Source organism: Pseudomonas emilianonis (assembly GCF_023072625.1).
GTDB classification, from domain to species: domain Bacteria; phylum Pseudomonadota; class Gammaproteobacteria; order Pseudomonadales; family Pseudomonadaceae; genus Aquipseudomonas; species Aquipseudomonas paraveronii.
The window spans coordinates 1-3924 of the sequence record NZ_JAKNRV010000431.1 but is presented as its reverse complement, the minus strand read 5'-3'; the positions used below and the strand labels follow the sequence as shown (position 1 = coordinate 3924).

2 protein-coding genes and 1 pseudogene are annotated in these 3924 nt (G+C 62.3%); all 3 read right to left on the bottom strand.

Translation table 11 applies throughout. The annotated features are described in order from the left end of the window. Window positions 1-195: pseudogene (locus tag L9Z73_RS26860) on the bottom strand (multidrug RND transporter); the annotation flags it as partial. Continuing rightward, on the bottom strand, window positions 192-665 hold the full coding sequence (locus L9Z73_RS26855; RefSeq protein WP_247407614.1) for a MarR family winged helix-turn-helix transcriptional regulator: 474 nt from the start codon (window positions 663-665) through the stop codon (window positions 192-194). The pseudogene L9Z73_RS26860 and the gene L9Z73_RS26855, both read right to left, overlap by 4 nt. Window positions 666-811: 146 nt before the next feature. Continuing rightward, window positions 812-3924: translocation/assembly module TamB domain-containing protein (locus tag L9Z73_RS26850; protein ID WP_247407612.1), on the bottom strand; the 3113-nt coding region annotated here is incomplete at its 5' end.

Genomic DNA, 3924 nt, shown 5'->3' with positions numbered 1-3924 from the left:
CGCGATGTAGCCGTCGAGGCTGTTGTCGATGATGTCGGCGGTCAGAGTGAGCTTGCCTTGGCTGATCAGTTTGCCGCCTTGCTGATTGAAGGTGTTGGCGTCGAGGCGCTGGCCCTGGGTGTCGAGGCCGCTGAAGTTGGCGCAACCGGCCATGCTCATGGCCGCCAGCACCAGGCAAAGGGCACGTGTGTTCATTCTCTACCTACCCGCTGAAGGGTGATGGGATCACCGGCAGCTATCAGAATTTTCTTGAGGATTTTTTCCAGGGTTTGCAACTCACCCGGTTCCAGTGCGCTGGCCAACTGGTTCAACGCCTCGGCGCCGATGTAGGGCAGCATGTCCGCCAGGCGCTGACCGTCATCCGTCAGCACCAACTGCACTTGGCGGCGGTCCAGCTCCGAACGCTTGCGACCAAGCAGGCCCTTTTGCTCCAGGCGGTCGAGCATGCGGGTCATCGAACCGCTGTCCAGCGACAGGTTGCGGCACAGCTCCGCCGGGGTGTCGACACCGAACTGCGCCATGATGATCAACACCTTGAACTGCGCGGCGGTGATGCCGTGGGGTTCCATATGGGTGTCGATGATCTTGTCTTTAAGGATGGCCGCACGGCCGAGCAACAGCCCAAGTTGGCAGTTGTGGAAGTTGTCCGGGGTGAAGTGCTTCATCGAAAGTCACCTTATTACTGCCTAGGCAGTGAATGTGTGACGAGATATTACTGCTTAGGCAGCGAATGTCAAATGGAATAATTAGCTTGCTTGGTATGTGCGAGCGAGCGAGCAAGCCCGCTCGCACTTTTTCATCGAGGGCGGATCTAGAAATCCCGCTTGTAGAAAATATCCAACGAACTGGCCACCCCACTGGCCACTTCCAGGTAGACCTTCTTGCTCAACAGGTAGCGCAAAGCAATGGTGCTGGCCGGCTCGAACACCCCAACCCCATAACGCAGGCTGAGTTTCTCCGAGATCTTGCCGCTGGCAACCACGGCGGTGTTGGTGCCGCTGCCTTGGGTATCGAGCTCGAAGTCCTGGATGCCGAGGTTCTTGGCGATGTCCGAGGTCACTCCGGCACTGCCCATCAAGCCCAGGCCCAGCGCCGCTTCCGCCAGCATATTGTTGTCTTCGCCCGTGGTGGTGCGCGAACGTCCCAGCACGAGGTATGACAACGCATCCTCCTGAGCCATGGCCGGCTCGGAGAAGATCTGCGTCGTCGGCTGTTCGGCACTGCCACTCAAGCGGATACCAGCGGTGACGGTCCTGGAGGACTCGGTAGTGACCCGCACCGCTTCGATATCCAGGAACGGTTGATCAAGAGGCCCGGCGAACAACAGCCGCGCTCGACGCACATTGAGCTTCTGACCATAGGCACGGTAGCGCCCATCGTTCAGCCACAGCTCACCACGGGTGTCCAGGTTGTCGCCGATATGCACATGCCCCTGCACTTTGGCGGTGAGGCCGAAGCCCGAAAAGTTGAGCTGGTCTTCACCGACCGCCACGTCGATATCCATCGCCATCGCCATGGGCGGCTTGCCCTCTTCGGTCTGGGCGCCGACGATCACCGTGTCATCGGAGACCTTGACCGTCGACGGCGGCAATTCGCGCACAGTGATATCACCGCGCGGGATCTGCACCTTGCCGGCGATCGCGAGCTTGTCGTTCTTCAGGCTGATCTTCAGGTCGGGCGCGACTTCCAGCACCGCGTAAGGTTCGACGGTGACCGGCAGTTGCGAGCCTTGCAGGCTGAGGTCCACCACCAGGGCGCGGCCCCAGTCGACATGGCCCTTGAGGCTACCCTGCCCGGCCTTGCCGCTGCGCCAGCCGCCATCGAGTTGCACGCTTTCGCCAGCAATCAGCGCCTGTACGTTCAAACCTTCGAGGCTGATCGGCAGTTGCGGCCCGGAAATCTCGCCACCCACCAGGTTCACGTTGCCGTTGACCAGCGGCGCCAACAGACCACCGGAGATACGCCCATTGCCGTTGAGCTTGCCGTGGAGTTTTTCCACCATCGGCACAAACGGCCGCGCCACAGCAAGGTCGAGACCGGTGAGGCTGAAGGTGCCGCTGATCGGCTTGTTTTTCGCCAGCGGGTTGATCTGTGCCTGCAACAGCAACTCACCGAGTTTGCCGCCCTGGAAGTTGAGCCGGGTGTCGATGCGCTTGGGGTTGAGGGTGGCGTCCAGTTTCAGCGTGTCGTAGGGGAAATCCAGCCACTGGTGCTTATCCTTGACGCGCAAAATGCCGCCGCTGGCATCCACCGCGATCACGCCTTTGGGGCCGCTGGCCGGTAGGTCGAGTTGTACGTCGGCGTTGAGCGTGCCCTGCCAGGCGAAGTCCTTGGGCAACCAGGCGGCCAGGCTGTCGATAGGGAATTGCTTGAGGTGATAACGCAGCTTCGGCTCGGGCATCAGCCGCTGGTCTTCACCGCACAGGCTGGCCGTGCCTGCGACCCAGCAGTGAGCGGCGAAGGTCAACTTGCCATCGGCCAGGCGCTCGATTTTCGCCGGGGCCTGCAGCTTCCAGTCCTGGCCACCGGCTTGCACGTCACCGCTGGCCAGGCGCCCACGCCAGTTGCCTTGGTCGAGGTTGCCGTCCAGGGCCAGGGCCAGCTTGACCAGTGGTCCAGCCAGATCCAACTGGACCTTCTGCTGCCTGACATCGCCCTGGGCGCTGGCAGTCAGTGTGCCGACTTGGGTGTCGCCGCTTTGGATGCCGCTGCCCTTGAGGTCGATCTTCGCGCGCTGGGCGTTATCGAGCGTGGCGTCGAGGCTCAGGCTTTGCAGGCGATTGTCGGCAAACGCCAGTTGCTGGCCCTTGAGGTCGAGTTTGCCTTGCGGCGCTTTGAGGCTGCCGGCCACATCGAGTCGGCCATTGATCTGCCCGCGCAACTGCGGCCACAGCTGGGCCAGACGCGTCAGTTTGATATCGATCTGCCCGGCCAGGCGTTGTTGCAGGCTGCCGCTGCCGTTGATGCGGTTGTCGCCCAGGCGGATATCCAGGTTGGCCAGGGTCCATTGCTCGCCCGCGCCTTCGGCCTTGGCGGCCAACACGGCGGGCTGCCCGCGAAGACGGCCCTTGAGGTCGAGGTCGGCGTTCAGCTTGAGCTGTTCGTTTTTGAACTCGCCTTTGCTGCGCAGCGGTCCGGCCAGGGTGCCCGGCAATTCCGCGAGCCAGTACGCCGGGTTCAGCGCCGACAGGTCGAGCGCCGTGTCCCAGGCGATGCCGTCGGCGAACTGCAGGTTGAGGTGGCCCACGGCCTTGCCTTGGCCGGCGGCCAGTTTCAGCTCGGGCAGGAACACTTGCTTGAGGTCGCCACTGAACGGTGTGACCACATTGAATTTGCCGGCGGGGCCATCGAGGTCGGCCTTGAGGTTGCCGAGGTAGTTGCCGTCCTTATAGGAAATTTCGCCATTGAAGGTGCGCAAGGTGACCTGCGGCTCGTCGATCAATGGGTAGAGGCGATGCCAGGGGAAGTCCAGCCAATCGATTTTGGCGTCCGCACTGAAGCCTTGTTGCCAGTCCAGTTGTGCCGTGAGTTTCAGGCTTTGTTTGTCGCCAGCCGTCAGATCCAGGCCGGCGATCTGCGCGCCCTTGGCGTCCACCCGACCTTGCAGCAGCATCTCCACCGGGCCTTTTTCCGCCGGCAGTACGGCTTTGCCGAGCAATTGGTAACCGCTGTTCAGGTCGCCTTTGGCGGTCAGGTCCAGTTGATTGAGTTGCAGGGTGTCCGGCAAATCGGCGCTGGGTTTGAAGGCGTCGGCGGTGATGTGCAGTTGCGCCGGCAGGTTTTCCACCAGCGGCTGCAACTCGCCGCTGAGCTTGGCCGACAGGTAACCGCTGCTGTCGGCGTCAAGCTTGAGGGTCTTGAGCAGGTCGCCGTCGACCTTGAGCGCGACTGTCCACGGCGCGCCGCCTGGCGCGTAGGGCAGGC